This window comes from Formosa agariphila KMM 3901, assembly GCF_000723205.1.
Classification (GTDB): Bacteria; Bacteroidota; Bacteroidia; order Flavobacteriales; family Flavobacteriaceae; genus Formosa; species Formosa agariphila.
Genome location: NZ_HG315671.1, coordinates 2893912 through 2913382, shown reverse-complemented (window position 1 = coordinate 2913382; position 19471 = coordinate 2893912). Strand labels below are relative to the sequence as shown.

The 19471-nt window shown below is 34.5% G+C and carries 12 protein-coding genes; 3 read left to right on the top strand and 9 right to left on the bottom strand.

All coding sequences use genetic code 11. The features are described 5' to 3' along the window. Positions 1-3 precede the first annotated feature (3 nt). Both BN863_RS12080 and BN863_RS12075 read left to right on the top strand, forming a co-directional pair. Entirely contained in the window at positions 4-705 is a 702-nt protein-coding gene (locus BN863_RS12080; RefSeq protein WP_038530947.1) for a hypothetical protein, read from the top strand. Then, complete coding sequence (locus BN863_RS12075; protein WP_038530945.1) at positions 681-1493, top strand: sensor histidine kinase; 813 nt, start codon at positions 681-683, stop codon at positions 1491-1493. The genes BN863_RS12080 and BN863_RS12075 overlap by 25 nt, the downstream gene beginning before the upstream one ends. On the opposite strand, the gene BN863_RS12070 is transcribed toward BN863_RS12075, so the two are convergent. The 9 genes from BN863_RS12070 to BN863_RS18065 form a co-directional block, all read right to left on the bottom strand. Next, complete coding sequence (locus tag BN863_RS12070) at positions 1488-2180, bottom strand: RluA family pseudouridine synthase (RefSeq protein ID WP_038530942.1); 693 nt, start codon at positions 2178-2180, stop codon at positions 1488-1490. The genes BN863_RS12075 and BN863_RS12070 overlap by 6 nt on opposite strands. A gap of 144 nt (positions 2181-2324) precedes the next feature. Next, positions 2325-3143 carry a 3-methyl-2-oxobutanoate hydroxymethyltransferase gene (gene panB / locus BN863_RS12065; RefSeq protein WP_038530940.1) on the bottom strand — a complete coding sequence of 273 codons (819 nt, stop codon included), beginning with the start codon at positions 3141-3143 and terminating at the stop codon, positions 2325-2327. Positions 3144-3265: 122 nt separating this feature from the next. Next, positions 3266-4924 (bottom strand): MBOAT family O-acyltransferase, encoded by a 1659-nt coding sequence (locus BN863_RS12060; RefSeq protein ID WP_038530938.1) that lies wholly within the window; start codon positions 4922-4924, stop codon positions 3266-3268. Next, positions 4917-6212, bottom strand: a complete 1296-nt coding sequence (locus BN863_RS12055) for a GDSL-type esterase/lipase family protein (RefSeq protein ID WP_038530936.1) — start codon at positions 6210-6212, stop codon at positions 4917-4919. Before BN863_RS12055 ends, BN863_RS12060 begins: the two co-directional genes overlap by 8 nt. Continuing rightward, positions 6212-7651, bottom strand: coding sequence for an SGNH/GDSL hydrolase family protein (locus BN863_RS12050; RefSeq protein WP_051774752.1), 1440 nt, complete (start codon positions 7649-7651; stop codon positions 6212-6214). The genes BN863_RS12055 and BN863_RS12050 overlap by 1 nt, the downstream gene beginning before the upstream one ends. Positions 7652-7792: 141 nt before the next feature. After that, entirely contained in the window at positions 7793-9217 is a 1425-nt protein-coding gene (locus BN863_RS12045; RefSeq protein WP_038530934.1) for an L-serine ammonia-lyase, read from the bottom strand. A 157-nt stretch (positions 9218-9374) separates the two neighbouring features. Continuing rightward, the gene (locus tag BN863_RS12040) at positions 9375-11996 is read right to left on the bottom strand and encodes an MGH1-like glycoside hydrolase domain-containing protein (protein ID WP_038530932.1); all 2622 of its coding nucleotides are present in this window, start codon (positions 11994-11996) and stop codon (positions 9375-9377) included. A gap of 313 nt (positions 11997-12309) precedes the next feature. Then, complete coding sequence (locus BN863_RS12035; RefSeq protein WP_038530929.1) at positions 12310-13392, bottom strand: BamA/TamA family outer membrane protein; 1083 nt, start codon at positions 13390-13392, stop codon at positions 12310-12312. 152 nt (positions 13393-13544) lie between these two features. Further along, positions 13545-17111, bottom strand: a complete 3567-nt coding sequence (locus BN863_RS18065; RefSeq protein ID WP_051774750.1) for a choice-of-anchor I family protein — start codon at positions 17109-17111, stop codon at positions 13545-13547. A 234-nt stretch (positions 17112-17345) separates the two neighbouring features. On the opposite strand from BN863_RS18065, the gene dnaK reads away from it, so the two are divergent. After that, a complete protein-coding gene (gene dnaK, locus BN863_RS12025) occupies positions 17346-19250 on the top strand; it encodes a molecular chaperone DnaK (protein WP_038530927.1) in 1905 nt (634 codons plus the stop codon). Positions 19251-19471: the final 221 nt, after the last annotated feature.

Below are 19471 nucleotides of genomic sequence, written 5' to 3'. Positions count from 1 at the left end.
ATTATGCAGGAGTTTTTTAAAAATTACTATTGGATATTAACGTTCATAGTAGAAGGAACAGCAGCGGTAACAGCTTTAATTTGTTACAAGAAATTTAAATTTACTCCTGTAAAATTTTTTATTTATTTTTTGATATATGTGTTTGTATGCGAGTTTATTGCGTTATATCCACGATTAATTTCTAATGGTATTTTAAGTTTTTTAAAAGGCACTATTTTAGAGCCTGGTTTCTGGTGGACTACATTATTTTGGTGTATAGGAAGCCCTGTGTTTTACATGTTTTTTTATCAGAAAATAATAGAATCTGTTAGAGTCAAAAAAATTATTAAGGTTTTAAATGTGGTGTTTATCGCATTTTCGGTACTTACAATTGCATTAAATTTTAATGACTTTTTTGAAATGTATTTTTCTTCAATTTTAATCTTTGGGGAATTTATTATTTTATTTTTAGTAGGCGTTTATTTGTATGAAATGTTACAATCGGATAAAATTATTTACTTTAATAGGTCTATGTATTTCTACATTAGCGCATGTATGCTTATCTGGCTTTTAATTACAACACCATTAGTGTTTTATGGAATGTACTTTAATACGTCGGATTGGAATTTTGTTATTTTGTATTGGCAAGTATTCTTTCTATCCAATTTCTTTATGTATTTAACCTTTACCTTTGCTTTATTATGGTGCACACCGGAGAAACATTAGTAAGCACTCCTGCAGAACGCTATTTGTTAGTTTACATGATAGGTGTAATACTCATAGTATCAACCTTAATTATTGTATTTTTTATTGTATTTCAGAAACGAAAAAATAAATTATTACAAGATAAGTTAATGCAACAAAAGTTGTTTGAGGAAGAGATTTCTAAAACTCAAATTGAAATTCAGGAACAAACTTTAAAAAATATTGGTCAAGATTTACACGATAATGTCGGGCAATTATTATCTGTAGCAAACATGCAACTTAGCGTGCTAGCTAAACAAGTGGGACCTGAATTAGAGTTGTCTTTTATAGAAAGTAAAGATTTGGTTAAAGAAAGTTTGCAAGAACTACGGCTATTATCAAAATCGTTAAATAGCGATGTTATTGCCCACCGTGGATTTCAGGAATCTATAAATACTGAAATGGAACGTTTTAATAAATTAGAATTAATTCTAGCAGAGTTAACTGTTGAAGGCAATTCAAATCTTATAAAAAACAGTAAAGATAGTATCATCTTGTTTAGAATATTTCAAGAATTTTTCTCGAATACCATCAAATATTCTGAAGCTTCTTTACTTAAAGTTCATGTTAATTATACTTCAGAATATGCAGTAATTACTGCCTCCGATAATGGTATTGGTTTCGATGTAAAACGGGTTAAAAAAGGGTCTGGATTAATCAATATGAAAAGTCGTGCAATGCTAATCGAGGCGCAGTTTAAAATGGTTTCTAAACCAAAAGAAGGTGTGAGTTTAACCGTAACATATCCTTACAGAAATGAGTACCTATAAACATGCATTCCAGAGTGGATCTTGAGGAAGTGGTGCAGAAACACTAATAGATGCTTTAGTTACAGGATGAATAAATTGAATATGTCTGGCATGTAAATGAATGCTTGCATCTTTATTACTACGGTCTGCTCCGTATTTTAAATCACCTTTTATAATACAACCTATATTAGAAAGCTGACATCGTATTTGGTGATGGCGGCCTGTCTCTAATTCAATTTCTAAAAGGATATAACGGTCAAGGCTCTTAAGTTGTGTATAACGTAAGATGGCTTTTTTACTATCTTTTATCTCTTTTGGATAGGCTGTCGATTTGTTGTTCTTCGGATTTTTCTTTAACCAATTAATTAATGTGTCGTGTTGTTTTGGAGGAGCACTATTAACAAGCGCCCAATAGGTTTTATTTACATCTTTACTTACAAACATGGCGTTTAATCGCGTTAACGCTTTACTTGTTTTAGCAAAAATAACTAATCCTGTTGTTGGTCTATCTAAACGGTGAACAACACCTAAATACACATTTCCAGGCTTATCGTATTTGTGTTTTATGTATTCTTTTACAACATCACTTAAAGGTTTATCTCCAGTTTTATCGCCTTGTACAATATCTCCAGCTCGCTTATTAATGATAATAATATGATTGTCCTCAAAGAGAATCTGTAGGTTGGATTTATTGGATAGTAATTTCATGACTTAGAACATGAGATGTTTTAATTTATTTTTAAGATGTATTCATTTTGAAGTCAACATCAGAAATAAATTTTAAATCTTTAACAATTAATAGTTATTGCTTCAATAAAAAGCTAAAATGTTATAGCGTTAGTTTGTTTAAACTTAATACTGTTCCTTATCACTAGGAAAATCAACAGATTTAACATCGTCTACATACTGAGAGATTGCAGTAGTCATGTCTTCATATAAATTTAAATAACGACGTAAGAATCTTGGGTGAAATTCTTTAGTCATTCCAATCATATCATGAAGAACTAAAACTTGTCCATCTACACCGTTACCTGCGCCGATACCGATTACTGGAATGTCTAAACTTTCGGCAACTTCTTTAGCGAGTTTGGCTGGAACTTTTTCTAAAACAATAGCAAAACATCCTGCTTTTTGAAGTAATAATGCATCTGCTTTTAGTTTTTCAGCTTCTTCTTCTTCTTTGGCACGAACAGAGAATGTTCCGAATTTATAAATTGACTGTGGCGTTAACCCTAAATGACCCATAACAGGAATACCTGCATTAAGTATGCGTTTAATAGATTCTTTAATTTCTTTTCCTCCTTCTACTTTAATTGAATGTGCGCCACTTTCTTTCATGATTCTAATAGCCGAACGTAAGGCCTCTTTAGGATCACTTTGGTAACTTCCGAAAGGTAAATCGACAACAATTAAAGCGCGATTAACACCGCGAACTACAGAAGAAGCGTGATAAATCATCTGGTCTAATGTTATAGGCAAAGTGGTTTGGTATCCTGCCATTACATTACTTGCCGAATCTCCAACAAGTATAACATCTATGCCTGCACCGTCAACAATTGTAGCCATGGTATAATCGTAAGCCGTTAACATAGAGATTTTCTCTCCATGTGCTTTCATATCACTTAATGTTTTTACTGTGACTTTTTTATAATCTTTTTGTGCTACAGACATATGTTTTTAGATTTTAGAAGGTAAAAATACTGAGTTTTTGAAGACTAATAAAGAATATCGCTATTAATTCCTTAAAACAGGTTAAATATTCAGGCTTAAAAAATGAATACTTCAATGTTTTATTAGAATTGGAAATAAATAAAAGGCTGAAAGTCGCTAGAAAATGCTTGATAACAAATAACCCCGGTAAAAACACCAAGAGCTATTTTTACAAACACTGGACTCTTAGAGTATAGATTTTCTATAGAATCTTTCATGGTTTGCGGTAACCAATGTGTAATATAACCAATAGCCATAATCCAGAATACAGCTTGATAATGGGTTAATAAAGACAAGGCATTAGACCAATCCATATTATTAACCACTTGTGAATACCAGCGCGAAATGTGATCCATACTTTCGCCTCTAAAATAAATACGTGTAAAAGTGATAAATATAAAGGTGATTAAAATTTTCCATGCACGAACATACCATTGACTCTTGAATTCGTACGGGCTTATTTTTCGCCAATATTTATATACTACAAGTCCGATTCCGTTTAATCCACCCCAAATTACAAACTTCCAGGACGCTCCATGCCATAGTCCGCCAATAAGCATGGTTAACATTAAGTTGATGTTGGTGTTAATATGGTTTCGAACTTTGTAATTATAAAGCGATAAAATATATAAGATTAGAGATATGGATAATACGGTATATATAAAATACATATCTCGAAACGCAATCATGCAGCCTAAAAGAATAATACTTAATATAATATAAGAGGCAATACTGCCAGACCTATTTCCGCCAAGCGGAACATATAAATAATCGCGTAACCAAGTAGATAGCGAAATATGCCAACGTTTCCAGAAATCGCCCGTACTTGTTGCTTTATAAGGAGAATTAAAGTTTTTAGGTAATTCAAATCCCATTAATAAGGCGAGTCCTATAGCAATATCTGTATAGCCTGAAAAATCGCCATAGATTTGTAACGAGTAACCAACCATGGCCATAATATTGGCAAATCCAGAAAACATTTCAGGAGAATCGAAAACACGGTCTAGAAAATGCATGGCAATAAAATCTGCAAATAACATTTTTTTGATGAGTCCCTTAAGGATTAAATACGTCCCTGTATCAAAATGGTGTTTAGTTAGTGTAGTAGGTTTAGATATTTGAGGTACAAAACTTTCGGCTCTTACAATTGGACCAGCTACTAACTGTGGGAAGAAACTAACATAAAAACCAAAATCTAATATAGAGTCTAGAGGCTTTAATTTTTTTCGGTAGATGTCTACCGTGTAACTAATGGTTTGAAAAGTATAAAATGAAATGCCTACAGGTAGTATAATTTTATCTATCGTAAAATAATTCTGATTGCTAAAATTATTTCCCCATTGAGCAAGTACATTAAAAACTTCATAATTAGTGTCGAAAAGGCTGTTAAAGGCATCTGTAAAAAAATAAGCGTATTTAAAATAACACAATACAAATAGGTTGATGCAAACACTTATGGTTACAAGAACCAAGCGTTTATTATTTTGGTTACTCTTATAAATGCTTCTACCAATAATAAAATCGACGAGGGTGCTAAAAATTAAAATACCAATAAATAATCCACTGGTTTTATAATAGAAAAATACAGATACTATAAATAGATAGGAATTTCGTAGTGGTACTTTTTTATAAACTAAAGCGAATATAAAATAGGCGACCGCAAAGAAAATCCAAAAATTTACTTGTGTAAAAATTAATGGAAAATCTTCCGAAAAGGTAAAAATGTCGTATAACCTATTCATCTAAGTTTTTAAAGTGCATTAATAATTCTCGTCTGTCTTGATTGGTCGATTTTGCCCAAGCATCTACCATGGCTTTTAAAAATAAATCGGCTTTAATACTATAGCCCAATTGGGTAAAGTGTATGCGGTCTCGAGGCATTAGCTTGGCTTTATACCAATTGTTAGACGAACCTAAACCGCCCATAATGCTAAATAAATCCCAAACCGCCATATTGTATTTTTGAGTTAATTCTAGTATAATTTGTTGTTGTACAACAGTGTTTGGATTGGGAATTCGCTTTTGGTAATAATCGTCGTTAGGAACAGTTAATAGAATTGCACAATCCGGATTGGCACGTTGAATCATCTTAATAAAATCTTCGTAGTATGCTCTAAATTCTTCGGCATCAAAATCGGCTTCTGGTACATAGGCATCATTTGTGCCTACCGAAATTATAAACATGTCTGGCTTATAAAGTTGAAGCTGATTTTCGAAATATACCGAACGTTTATACCATGCGAAACTGGCGCCGTTTACACCTATACTTGTATATTCAACGCCGGAGTCATCGTTCATGAATTCCATGCCCATCATTAAAAATTCTGGCGAAACACAGGTTGTATCTTTTACTTTTAGGTGTAAGGCCACAGAATCTAAAGTTTTAGTAAATCGGTATTCCTTATACATGCCCGTATAGTTTATCGTGTCCGATTCCACTAAAGTACTGTCTGATATTTTCAAGTCGTAATCTTCCATCCAAGTGTTATAAAACACGCGTAATTTGTTGAAAGTGTATGGTTTTTTTGTGTAGTTTCTGTAGTTAGATTTTACATAAATTTTTTCTTCAACACCTCTAAATGCGGCGCTGACTCCAGATAATCCCCAAGCGACACTGTCCTTTTTTACAGAACACCTATAGCCTTGCCACTTACTTTTATCGGCTTCAATTCTATAGTTTAATGGATTGTTGGTGTGTGCTAAATGATACGGAAATACAAAACCACGTTGTGCTAGAGCGACGTCGTTATAGTTTTGTAAATAGGTTCGAATTTTATTTGAATAGATATCGGCTTGAATGTGAGAGCCACCAATATGAAAAATATGAACTTTTTTCTTTTTTCCTTGATAGACACTATCTAGTTTGGTAAAGAAATTTTGAAAATATGGTGACTCTATTGCATTCTGAAAAGTGTTTGCTTCAAAATTAATTAAGTGGCCATATTTTGGTGTAATACTATCCAAAACATAATGTTGGGCACGGGTTTGTGTTGAAATGATTAGAATTAATATTAAAAATTTTAGTTTCATTAGTTATCTGTTAAATCCATATATAAAGAGAGGAAAAATAATTCTGAAATTATTCGCGTTCCCGAAAGTGAAAAGTGTGTATAATCGCTAGCAGCCAATTTTTGGTTTACCCAATGTTCCATAGAATTTTCACCGCCCATAGCATCAAAAGTACTCCAATATGCGATATTATTTGTATTACACATACTGCGTAAAGTAGTGTTTAAATACGGCAGAAGTGGGTACGTGCGTAATTGTCCGTTTTCTGTAGTTGTCATATCTGTAGGCCCTATAAATATAATACTTGCATCTTTTGTTTTTCGTCTTACCCAATTGATATGATTTTTTAAATAGCCTGCATACTGTTCAACCTCTAAAGAATCTTTTACATAAGGCATCGAATTTCCTCCGTATTGAAAAATAACAACATTAGGATTTAATTCTGAATACATCTGTGAAAAATTCTGACTATCTAATCCAGCAAAAACAGTTCCAGCAGAACCTCGCATGGCGACATTATCTAGAGATATGCCTTCGTTTCCATCTAAAGTTAATCCGTAAACATCTGGGCTTATTTTTCCTTCTAATTCAAATTTCAAATCTGAAGGTGTTTCTGCTAATTTTATATTAAAGTTATGGTAATTTCCGTCGCTAATCAATTGGCCTTCTTTTATAAGTGTTCCGTCAGCAAATACTTTAATGGCAACAGGATGCAACGTATTTCCGTAATGAAAACCAATATTGGTATAGTCTCGCATATTTAAATAGGTCATGGTTGAAGGCTTAACCGTAATACTGGCTTTTTTTAGTTGTAAAGTGTCTGCGTTAATGCTATCGTATTGAGGTGTGAATCTAGATAACGACGTGTAAGCTCCATATTTTTTATGAGCAAAACGTTTTTTTGAACGGTCGAAAGTGGCATGTCGTGTCCAATTTTCTGAAACAGTAACCACAGCACTAATATTTTCGTAAACCTGAGCAACAGGTGTAAAACCAGGACCAGTTCCACCATATAGATTTTGAAGTTTATTCCTAATGTAAGACGACATGCGGTCTCCCTCAATTTGAGAATCGCCGTAATGAATAATTCTACTTTTTGAGGCAGTAAGTTGCTTTTTTAAATGCGAAATAAATTCAGCTTTGTTTGTAGGGTATGAAATACGTTCAATTTTAGAGGTATCTATTTTAGAAAGATTAGGAATCTTAGGAACAAATTTCTTTTTTATTGTATTATTAGGTGTACTTATTTTAGGCTTTGATTCTTTAGCTTCGGGTTCTATAATAACCTCGATATTCTGTACAATACTATCTACCGTTTTAATGTGGTCTTTAGATTCGGTTTTAGTGAGTAAAAAGGATGAGGTGGTTGGATATTTTATAGTATGACCAAGAATAGTAAAGCCATCTTGCAATGTGCCGTTTGGTAACGTATAGGAATGACTAAAATAAGTAATCCCCAAAAGAATTAATAAGGTAATGCAAATGCTAAAGCAAATTTTTAGGGGGCTATAGTTCATAGTCATTTAACCACATTGTCTTATTAAAACAATGTGGTTGTAAATATATTGTGAGCTATAAATATAATGAAACTTAGTTACAGTTTAACAATCAGATAAATGTACCCCTACAGCAAGTCCACCTTCAGATGTTTCTTTATATTTAGAATTCATGTCCTTGGCGGTTTCCCACATGGTAGATACCACTTTATCTAATGGCACTTTTACATTTTTAGGGTCGGTTTCTAGAGCCAATTCGGCAGCATTAATAGCTTTTATAGCACCCATAGAGTTACGCTCTATGCATGGAATTTGTACCAAGCCACCAATCGGGTCGCAGGTTAAACCTAAATGATGTTCCATAGCAATTTCTGCAGCAACTAACACTTGTTCGGGAGTTCCTCCTAATAGTTCGGTTAAAGCACCAGCGGCCATAGCAGATGATACGCCAATTTCGGCTTGACAACCACCCATAGCGGCAGAAATGGTTGCTCCTTTTTTAAAGATACTCCCAATTTCACCGGCAACTAATAAGAACTTTTTAATATGTTCAAAATTTGCTTCATGGTTTTCTATAACTAAATAATACATCAATACAGCAGGAATTACACCGGCACTCCCATTAGTTGGCGCAGTAACTACACGTCCTAAAGATGCATTTACTTCATTTACTGCAAGTGCAAAACAACTTACCCATTTAAGGATTTGTCTAAATTTCACTTCGGTATGTCGAATAGACTCTAACCAAGATTGCGGGTCGGTATATGGCGATTCTCCGATAAGTTTTTTGTGCATATCGAAAGCACGTCTACGCACATTAAGTCCTCCGGGTAAATTTCCTTCGGTATGGCAACCCGTGTACATGCATTCTAACATGGTGTTCCAAATGCGATTTAACTCAAAATCTATAGTTTCAGAATCTCGTAGCGATTTTTCGTTTTCTAAAACAACTCCCGATATTGGTAAATTAAGCTGATTAGAAAACTCTAAAAGTTTAATACCCGAATCGACCGGATAGGGCAGTGTGCATTGAAAAATGATTTTATTAGCCTTGGCATTTTGACGTGCTTCTTTTACTACAAAACCACCACCAATAGAGTAGAATGTCGATTTGTATCGTCGGCCATTAATTAAGGCCGAAAACATTAATCCGTTAGAGTGAAACGGAAGAAATTTTCGATTAAAAATGATAGCTGTTTTATAATCGAAAGGAATTTCTCTTTCATTATTTAAAACAAGTGTCTTCGTGTTTTTAATGGAATTTATGATGTCGTTTATAGACTCCGTAGGAATACGTTCTGGATCTGCACCACTTAATCCTAACATTAAGGCTAAATCTGTGGCATGTCCTATTCCTGTTAAAGATAATGATCCGTATAAATCGACAGATACATGTTCTATTTTATGAAATCGATTAGCATCTTTAAGCTCTTGAATCCAACGTTCGGCAGCACGCCACGGTCCTAAAGTATGAGAACTAGAAGGGCCTACGCCGATTTTTAACATGTCGAATACTGAAATTATCTCCATTTACGAAAACGTTTTAAATGACTGCTAAGATACAAGAACTTTCTGTGGATATAAAGGTTATACAGTCCCGAATTATGAAATGTAATGGATAAAAAAAGAGCTTGATTACAATTAGAACGATATCTAAAAGTTAATCAAGCTCTTAAAACAAATAGTATTATTTATTTTGTTCCATTTCCATAATTAAATTCGCAATTAAAGCGGTCCATCCTGTTTGATGAGAAGCTCCTAATCCACGACCGTTATCGCCATCAAAGAACTCATAAAACAAGTGTTGATTCTTAAAGTGTTCATCTTTAGTGAAACGTTTATCTGCATCATCTGTATGGTATTGGAATTTACCTTCATCATTAGATTCAAAAAGCTTAATTAATCGTTTTGTGATTTCGTCGGCAATTTGATTAAGATTTAATTTGTTACCCGATCCAGTAGGAAATTCATACTGATATTTATCACCATAATATGCATAATATTTTCGTAACGATTGTACAATCATATAATTTAATGGCATCCAAATTGGTCCTCTCCAATTGGAATTTCCACCAAACATGTTCGACTGACTTTCTCCAGGTTCGTATTGTATTTGATGATGTCCATGATATTCGAAAACAAATGGATGTTTTTCGTGATATTTAGATAACGAACGTATTCCGTAGTCAGACAAAAACTCTTCCTCGTCTAATAAGCGTTTTAATAGATGCTCTAATCTAAAACCACGCATAATAGAGAATAGGTAATTGCCATCTATATTAGCTTCTTCAATTCTAGATATTAATGAAGCTAGGTCTGGACGTGTTCGAACAATTTCTGCAGCCTTAGTTTTAAATATCTTTAATGAATCGAAAAGTTCTTTATTAATTAATTCTACTGCAAACATTGGAATAATTCCAACTAAAGAGCGCACTTTTAAACGGTCTGTAATTCCGGAAGACATTTCAACCACATCGTAGTAAAAACTGTCTTCGTTGTCCCATAACGAAATATCTTTCTGACCAATATGGTGCATGGCCCAAGCGATATTTAAAAAATGTCTGAAATATTTAGCAGCAAACTCTTCGTAGTTTTTATTGGTTTTAGCCAACTCTAAAGACATGCGCAGTAAATTTAGCGTAAACATAGCCATCCAACTTGTGGCATCTGCTTGTTGCATACGCGTAATACCTTCTGGCATTTGGTTGCGGTCAAAAACTCCAATATTATCTAAGCCTAAAAATCCACCTTCAAAAAGGTCTGTTCCGTTTTTATCTTTTTGATTTACCCACCAGGTGAAGTTAACAATAAGCTTAAGATATGCTTTTTCTAGAAAGGCAGTATCTCCATTACCTGTGCGTTCTTTATCTTTTTCGTACACATTCCACACAGCCCAAGAGTGAACAGGTGGATTTACATCGCTAAAATTCCATTCGTAAGCAGGAATTTGTCCGTTGGGGTGCATGTAATTTTCTTGTAATACTAAAAGTAATTGTTCTTTAGCAAAATACGGGTCAATCTCTACAAAAGACGCCATATGGAATGCAAGATCCCAAGCGGCATACCACGGATATTCCCATTTATCGGGCATAGAAATAACCTGCCTGTTGGTTAAGTGTTGCCAATTGTAATTTCTTGAATCGGCACGGTAGGTTGGTTTTTCTCCAGGACCACCAAAAAGCCATTTAAAGACATCGTAATAGTAGAATTGTTTTGTCCATAACAAACCAGAGAATGCTTTTCTTGCAATGTCTTGATGGGGTTCAGGTATGTCTTTATTTATGATATCGCTGTAAAAGTCTTCGCATTCTTGAATACGATTATCGAAAATTTCGTTAAAAGCTGTCCAAGGATCTGCTATTGGTTTTTTACTCAGACGAATCCTTACACTTTTTTCTTCGCCAGCTTTTAATTTAAATTTATGCCAGACTGCTACTTTTGAACCTGTTTTTTTTGGATTTACGGTAGGTTTAGAATTTACAACATGATCGTTTATTCCATCTTTAACATATTCAACTTCATTAGGAACGTTATATATAAGTCTGTTATTTGTTTCGTTATCGCAAAATAACTGTTCACCATTTTCGTGATATAAAAAATATCTTCCGTTTCTTCCACTTTTAGTTTGCACACAATCGTCTGCTACAGACTCTATACTAGGTCGTGTAAAACGATTGTTATGTTTCCAGAAATTTCTGTACCATAGATGCGGAAGAACGTGAATCTCGGCTTCTTTATCACCTCTGTTTACTATGGTGACTTTCATTAGAATATCGTCTATATCACCTTTAGCGTATTCAATAAAACAATCAAAATAAGCATTGTTTTTAAAGGCGTCTGTATCTAATAATTCGTATTCTGATTCTTCACGACTACGTTGTGTTTTTACTAATTCGTCGTAAGGAAATTCGTTGTGAGGATATTTATATAAGTACTTGCAATAGGAGTGTGTTGGAGACGATACTTGATGAAAATAAAGTTCTTTTACATCTTCACCATGATTCCCTTGATTATTGGTTAAACCAAATAAACGTTCTTTTAATATGGGGTCTTTTCCATTCCAAAATGCAGGAGCTAAACATAATATTTCTCGAGAATCACAAAATCCACCAATACCTTCTTCACCCCATCTATAGGCATTGCTACGTGCTTTTTCATGGCTAATAAAGTCCCAAGCATTTCCGTGTTCGCTATAATCTTCTCGAACTGTTCCCCATTGTCTTTCTGCAAGATAAGGCCCCCATTTTTTCCAATTTTTGTAGGCATCGGAAACGGCTAATCTTTTTGCTTCCTGAGTTGTATTACTCATGTATACTTCGATTTTTGTTGGAATTAATAATCTTTAAACTTACTTAAAAATAAAACAGATTTCAAATTCTAAAGCTGAATTGTATGTCGGTTTTAAGTTATGGTATCTAGTAAATGTAATATTTATTTGTATAAGTGATTAACTAGTGTTTAAGTATTATTTATTTAATATTCTTATTTGAATTTTATTTGCGTATTCTCAATAAGGGAGATATTTATTTAGTGAACTGATATTCATTTAAAATAAAAGCCCCTATTACTTTAAGATGTAATAGGGGCTTTAAAGATGATATGAAAGATTATTTGATGAAGTATTAAAAAGATTCTCCAATTCTAAAATACACTCCCCAGTCGTCTTTACCCACTGCGGCATCTAAACCAATATTAAACTTTACAGCTTTAAAGGCGCGGTATCTGTAACCTACACCAACCCCTGGGTAGGCTTTCCAGTTAAAGTCTTCGGTGTCTGAACCATAAAGTGTAGCAATTCCAGCAAAACCTACAAGTCCCATTTTTTCTCCAAAATTATAACGATATTCTCCTTGTAGAGCAATTAAGCCATCGCCTCGGTATTTTCCTTCAGAATATCCTCGAATATCTTTTTGTCCGATGGTTACTTGTTGTTGAAATGCGATATCTCCTAACCCGAATTTCCCAGCGAAACGCGCTGCAATAACATCTTTTCCATTTTTCATTGGGATGTAGGTGTTATATTCAGATAAAATTTTATTGGCTTTAACGTCGTTTCCAAACCAAGTAGGGTAAGCTATATATCTTAAAAGGGCCTTCGATCCATTGGTAGGATAGTAAACTTCATTTCTCGAATCATAAAGAGTATTTAACTCAATGGCATTAGTTTGTGTGATGTCTTCAGGCGCTACTTCGTCTTCATAATTGGTGTCGTAATGCGCGTATGTATAGGTTAGTCCGCCGTAAAGATGATCTATAATTTTTCTTTGTACCCCAGCACTTACAACTGTAATTTTAGTGCCATAATCGTAAAAATCAGGGATTTCAATATCTTCAGACAGGTAGGTTTGCGAATTTTTATCTCCGTTTAAGACAAAGAATTTTCCACGCCATGTATCTTCTTTATAAAACCATTTATTAAAAAGCGCTATAAAGTAAGACCCATTTGTAGTGTATACAGCAGACATACCCGATATAGATTTATTAGAAACGGTGTCATCTTTGTCTAATTTGTACATAAACATCGGGATGGCTCCAAACATAAACTCTAGGTTTCTGTTATAACTGATATATGGCATAACACTAAATTCATATTTTTTATGATTTAGAGTGTCTACAGATTTTAAACTATCCGATTGAATGTGTTGTGAGTAACCTTTTAAAATCGAACAGCATGCCAAACAAGCAAGAAGTAATAGTTTTTTCATGGGTTGAAAGGTCTATAAATTATAGTTAAAATACTATGATTTTTAGAATAAAAGCTAGAAGTGATAAGGTTTTTCAAAATATAAGATTGTCATAAAAAAAAACGCCTTCATAATATGAAGACGTTTTAGAAAAATTGACATTAATATAGTAACTATTCAACTACAATTTTTAAGGTCTTGCCTAAGCTTGTTTTAGCCAGATATGTTCCGCTGTTTACATTAGGAACAGTAAATGTTCTAGTGTTTTTTTCTGAAGCAATTACTCTCCCTTGAATATCAAACAAGGTTATATCTAAGGTCTGATTAAAGTAAATGGTCTGATTAGACTGTACTGGATTCGGGTAGAATTTAAGCGTATTCGTATCTTTTTCAACAGTATCAACGCTTAATGTAATGTTATCTAACCCGTATACACTAATTGTAGAGCTTACTTCGTTAGCAATAACAACTAAACCTGTACCTAAAGTATTGTCTTCTGGAGCGATATAAATAATACCTTCTGGTGCTAAATCTCCACCTTCATCATCTCCAAGAGTACGATTGTTCATATATTTAATGAATGTTGGATTTGTAGGGTCGGTAATATCATAAGTCATAAATCCACCAACGCGTTCTAGCGTAATAAACGCATAGAATTTATCTCCAATTTTCGAAATGGTGACACCTTCTGGCTCAGGGCCTTTATTGTCACTTCTATTTTTAAAATTGTTATTGCTATTACTTACGTTAAATAATGAACCGTAAGTAGGATCTGCAGCAGTAATACGTTCAAAATCATCGCCACTATCGTAAACTAAAGCTCCTGTGGAAGCATTTCTTATACTAAAAGAACGTGAACCGTACATGTGGATTTCGTCGAAATCACCATCGTTATCTGTGTCTCCTGTAGTATTAGCGACTGCTAAACGTCCTATATTTTGCTCTTGTTTTAATAAATCGGCGTTTGGAAAAGCAATAGGGTCTAATACATAATCGCCGTCTCCAACTTTAGCTTCATCTACAAAAGTGTCGTACTCTCTTGCGTCACCTTCGTTTGCTGTAACCACATATCCAATGCCATTTAATTCGTAATAAGCAATGGCATCTGGCATGTACATGCCTTTAACTGGCCAATTTGCCATAAAAATAAAGTCAGTTTCATCAGACGCATCAAAAGTATTTCCAGTTAAACTAAAATCTTTTAATCCTAAAGGAAGAATATCTGTAATGGTATTAGATTCTAAATCGATAACCGCTAATGCATTATTTTCTTGTAAGCTTACCCACGCTTTTTTAGAATTGTCTGAATACGTAATATATTCAGGTTCTACATCCTGAGATACTGTCGCATTCGGACCAGTAATTCTAACACCGCTAGCTTTTAATTCGTTTAACTGCGCATCGAAAGCATTGAAATTTATAGTTGTTACATCGGCTTGATTAATGTTTCCTAAACCAGCTGTAGCGGTAATTATTGAAATAGTTCCTTCGGGATCGATGCTATAATCGCTATTGGGCTGACCCTCGTTAGCTGTTAGTATTTTTGTTCCGTCTGGGGTAAAACTTACATTGTCAGGTAAGTTTCCAACAGTTACCATAGAAATATGGTCACCATTAGTATCCATAAACAGTACCACACCATCACTTTCTGGTCCGTTAGACACAGAAGCAGTCACTAAACCGTTATAAACAGCAACACTTGTAGGACCTTCAGTTCCGTAAGTTGATAAATCGATTGTTTTAATGGTTGATAGATTTTCTGGATTAGAAAAATCTAAAATCTCAATAGTTTTTCCGATAGAGTTTAAAACAAAAAGACGTTTGGTTTCGGCATCGTAAGCACTAATTTCTGCAGACCCTGAAGCATCAACTAGATAACTCGTTTTAAACGTAATATTTAATGGGTCGTTCGGGATATCTAAAATATGGTCGTTATCTATAATATAAACACCTGTAGTTTCGTAAGCTCCTAAAGTAGCATTAGTAGGATTTGAAATTTCTAAAATGAAAAGTTCATCAGTTTCAACTATTGAATCATCTGAAAGCGGAATTGTTAACTCGTAAATAGTTGTATTCGCTGGAATAGTCACTGATTGACTTTCGAAAATGAAATCTGTTCCAGGAGAAGCAGTTATTAATTCACTCACTAAGTTTACATCGAAAGTAACAGCTGTATCCGCAGCGGTAGATAATTCTAATTCAATCTTAACTTCGGAAACATTTTCAGAAACATTATATGTAGATGTAGCAAAGGAAAGCTGAGGTGTTACATTGGTAACAGCGCTAAAAGTTCCAGGAGTAGCGTATACTTTAAAACCTAAAGATTCTGTCACTTCGTTAGTAGAAGCTACCCAGTTTGTGCCATCGTTAAAATCGGCATTCGGATTTAAAAGTTCAATAGACGGTCCGTCGCCATCGGCAACTGTTGGCCAAGGCTCCTTATCGTCGTATTCCATAGTGAAAATGATTTCACCTTTTGTATTTACAATGTCTAAAACTTCGCCACCGTTTCCTAAAGCGTTAGAAATACCTTGTGGCATATCTAAAAAGCTTACGCCATAAAACGCATCGGCAGTAGTTTTGTCTGTTGCTAATAAGACAGTAGTTTTAGAGTCGACATTCATTTCAGGGAATGTAAAGATAAAGTTACCCTCGTCTTTTACTTGAATTCCTCCTAGAGCAATAGCTTGGTCGGTGGTGTTGTAAATTTCTAAAAATTCTAATGCATCAGAATCATCTGAAGGCGCATTGTACATAATTTCGGTAATTATTAAACCTTCTGTTGTGGTATTATAATATAAGGACTCGCTAGTGTATTCCGAGCTTTGCGTATTTCCTTTTACATCTTCAACATTTGCAATTGTTAATACATGAGCAACACCGTCGTTAAAGGCATCGTGGATTAAAGTTACAGTATTTGAAGTTTCATCATAACTAATGTTCGAGATATTAAGAGCAGGCGTAAAGTTATAATTAGATACAGCTTCTGCAGTTGCCTTAGTAATGGTTTCAGAGAAAATAACATGTGTTGTGCCTTTATCTACACTTACAATGTTTACAACTGAAGGCGCAGTAACATCTTCGGTAGATACTACAAAAGCAGTCGTGTTGAAAGTAGATTCTGGAGCAATGCCATCGTTATGGTCGTCTTCGTCGGTGTCCTGAATGTCGTAATTAGACATGTCGTTAAGCGCCATGAGGTAACCGTTAATATCTAGCCCTGACTTAGGACCGTTATACACAGCGATATCTGTACCATCTGGACTGTAAGTTATAGCAGTTAGGCCAGGAGTTAATCCTGTATTTGTTAAATCGCCAAAAGCACCAGCTGCATTTGCAACAGCAGCAATAAATGTTGTTGGAGTTTCTAAATCTGTACCTAAATAAGCAAAAATGGCTTCGCTTCCAGAAGATAAACCTCCAGGTTCACCGTCGATGGTTCCGAAGTTAACTGCAGGGATGTTACTAATAGTATTAAACGTAATTACAGAACCCGCAGGAATGAGTAGGTCTCCGCTTAACCAAGAATACGCGGCTTCTCCGGAATTAAATTCGGTGCCAGTCCATTCTTTATCAGCAAAATGAATTGTGGTGTTTTTAGGGATGTCTACAAATGTAACAACGGCAAAATCGTCGTCTCCATCGGCATTCATGCCAATAAATGCCATATCGCCTGTTTTAATTTGAGCATTAAGGTAGCTTCCTATACATAAAGCTAAAAGAAGTAAAGGTTTTTTCATTTCTATGATTTTTTAGTTGCACAAATGTATAATGGGGTATGTACCGAAAGTGTCATTTAAAGATTACGAAACTTTAAAGCTAAGGTTAGGCATGTTAAATAATTGTTTCCGTCAGTTTATACACGACAAAATTGATTTGTGACAGCTTGTCAGTATGAAAATAGTTGGCACAATGATTGAAATAAGCAAAGGGAAATAAGAATAAATTCAACAACATTAAAATATATAGTAATTATGAGTAAAATTATTGGAATCGATTTAGGAACTACAAACTCTTGTGTGTCTGTAATGGAAGGTAACGAGCCTGTAGTAATTCCTAACGCAGAAGGTAAACGTACAACTCCATCTGTAATTGCTTTTGTAGAAGGCGGTGAGATTAAAGTTGGTGACCCTGCAAAAAGACAAGCAGTAACTAACCCAACAAAAACGGTTTCTTCTATTAAACGTTTTATGGGTAACAAATATTCTGAATCTTCTAACGAAGCAGAACGTGTTCCTTATAAAGTAGTAAAAGGTGACAACGATACTCCAAGAGTAGATATTGATGGTCGTTTATATACGCCTCAAGAATTATCAGCAATGATACTTCAAAAAATGAAAAAAACTGCTGAAGATTATTTAGGAACTACAGTTTCTGAAGCAGTTATTACTGTACCAGCTTACTTTAACGATAGTCAGCGTCAAGCGACTAAAGAAGCAGGAGAAATTGCAGGTTTAAAGGTACGTCGTATTATAAACGAACCAACTGCAGCGGCTTTAGCTTACGGTATGGATAAAAAAGGTACTGACCAAAAAATAGTTGTATTTGACTTTGGTGGTGGTACGCATGATGTATCTATCCTTGAATTAGGAGACGGTGTATTTGAAGTATTATCTACAGACGGAGATACACACTTAGGTGGAGACGACGTAGATGAAAAAATCATTACTTGGTTAGCCGATGAGTTTAAATCTGAAGAAGATATTGACTTACGTAAAGACCCAATGGCTTTACAACGTTTAAAAGAAGCTGCTGAAAAAGCGAAAATTGAATTATCATCTTCTGCACAAACAGAAATCAATTTACCTTACATTACAGCGACTGCTAGCGGACCAAAACACTTAGTTCGTACATTATCTAAATCTAAATTCGAACAATTAATCGACGATTTAGTAAAACGTACTATCGAGCCTTGTAAAACAGCTTTAAAAGCAGCAGGTTTATCAATTGGTGATATCGATGAGGTTATCTTAGTAGGTGGTTCTACACGTATACCAGCAGTACAATCTGCAGTAGAGAAATTCTTCGGAAAATCTCCAAGTAAAGGTGTTAACCCAGATGAGGTTGTATCTTTAGGAGCAGGTATCCAAGGTGGTGTATTAACTGGAGATGTTAAAGATGTATTGTTATTAGATGTTACACCTTTATCTTTAGGTATTGAAACTATGGGTAACGTAATGACTAAGCTTATTGAAGCGAATACAACGATTCCAACTAAGAAATCGCAAGTATTCTCTACAGCAGCAGATAATCAACCATCAGTAGAGATTCACGTATTACAAGGTGAACGTGCTATGGCAGGAGATAACAAAACAATTGGACGTTTTCACTTAGATGGTATTCCACCAGCAAAAAGAGGTACTCCACAAATTGAAGTTACTTTTGATATTGATGCAAATGGTATTATCCATGTAACTGCAGGAGATAAAGCTACTGGTAAAACTCAAGATATTCGTATTGAAGCATCTTCAGGATTAACAGAAGAAGAAATCCAAAAAATGAAAGCTGATGCTGAAGCTAACGCAGAATCTGATAAATTAGCTAAAGAAAAAGCTGATAAATTAAATGCTGCTGATGCCATGATTTTCCAAACTGAAAGTCAACTTGAAGAATTTGGAGATAAATTATCGGCTGATAAAAAACAACCTATCGAAGATGCTTTAGCTGAATTAAAAACAGCTTTCGAATCTAAAGATATCGCAGTAATCGATCCAGCTTTAGAAAAAATTAATGAAGCTTGGAAAGTAGCTAGCGAAGAAATGTACAAAGCGCAAGCAGAAGGACAAGGTGCACAACCAGGACCAGATGCAGGTAACGAAGGACAATCTAACGATGGTAGTAGTGATGTTGAAGATGTAGACTTCGAAGAAGTTAAGTAATCTAAAACACTTTATATAGTATTAAAAGCAACCTTAACGGGTTGCTTTTTTTGTTTCTGGAGTTTACCAAACAGAAATTTAATTGTCTATTGATTTGTAGATTACCATGGTTGGTTCTCGACGCCACTCCAATACCATTGTAAGGCTGTTTAAGTGCTCAATACTTAATCTTTTATCTTTCCTTTTATGTCATATGTTAAACCGTGAATTCCCAAGTTAAT

Excerpts from the sequence above, each read along its gene's own strand:
- BN863_RS12080 (WP_038530947.1), top strand. The coding sequence starts at position 4 with ATGCAGGAGTTTTTTAAAAATTACTATTGGATATTAACGTTCATAGTA.
- BN863_RS12075 (WP_038530945.1), top strand. The coding sequence starts at position 681 with ATGGTGCACACCGGAGAAACATTAGTAAGCACTCCTGCAGAACGCTAT.
- BN863_RS12070 (WP_038530942.1), bottom strand. The coding sequence starts at position 2,180 with ATGAAATTACTATCCAATAAATCCAACCTACAGATTCTCTTTGAGGAC.
- panB (WP_038530940.1), bottom strand. The coding sequence starts at position 3,143 with ATGTCTGTAGCACAAAAAGATTATAAAAAAGTCACAGTAAAAACATTA.
- BN863_RS12060 (WP_038530938.1), bottom strand. The coding sequence starts at position 4,924 with ATGAATAGGTTATACGACATTTTTACCTTTTCGGAAGATTTTCCATTA.
- BN863_RS12055 (WP_038530936.1), bottom strand. The coding sequence starts at position 6,212 with ATGAAACTAAAATTTTTAATATTAATTCTAATCATTTCAACACAAACC.
- BN863_RS12045 (WP_038530934.1), bottom strand. The coding sequence starts at position 9,217 with ATGGAGATAATTTCAGTATTCGACATGTTAAAAATCGGCGTAGGCCCT.
- BN863_RS12040 (WP_038530932.1), bottom strand. The coding sequence starts at position 11,996 with ATGAGTAATACAACTCAGGAAGCAAAAAGATTAGCCGTTTCCGATGCC.
- BN863_RS12035 (WP_038530929.1), bottom strand. The coding sequence starts at position 13,392 with ATGAAAAAACTATTACTTCTTGCTTGTTTGGCATGCTGTTCGATTTTA.
- BN863_RS18065 (WP_051774750.1), bottom strand. The coding sequence starts at position 17,111 with ATGAAAAAACCTTTACTTCTTTTAGCTTTATGTATAGGAAGCTACCTT.
- dnaK (WP_038530927.1), top strand. The coding sequence starts at position 17,346 with ATGAGTAAAATTATTGGAATCGATTTAGGAACTACAAACTCTTGTGTG.